General features: G+C 75.5%; 1 protein-coding gene. It reads left to right on the top strand.

Features of this window, described 5'->3' with window-relative positions:
* Positions 1-282 (top strand): HAD family hydrolase (locus tag QWY28_RS23530; RefSeq protein WP_300955334.1); only part of this gene is annotated, 282 nt, incomplete at both ends.

Raw genomic sequence — 282 nt, 5'->3', positions numbered from 1 at the left:
CGGCCACAACAAGGCGCTCCAGCGCACCGCCACCACGCCCACGACCTTCCACGACGTCTCGCTCGAGGCGCTGCACCGCGCCTGGCGCGACCTCGGCCACGACGAGTCGTACGCCGCCGGCGACCTGAGCCTGCTCGAGGAGTCGGTCGCCGACTGGCCGCTGTGGCCGGACGTCGCCGCGGGGATCGCCGACGTGGCCGCGGACCACCGCGTCGGGCTGCTGTCCAACGTCGACGACGACCTGGCCCGGCGCACCCGTGCGCACGCGCTGGTCGACCCCGC

This window comes from Nocardioides oceani, assembly GCF_030412965.1.
Taxonomy (GTDB): domain Bacteria; phylum Actinomycetota; class Actinomycetes; order Propionibacteriales; family Nocardioidaceae; genus Nocardioides; species Nocardioides oceani.
Note: the sequence above shows the minus strand (reverse complement) of the source record. Positions and strands in the feature narration are given on the sequence as shown.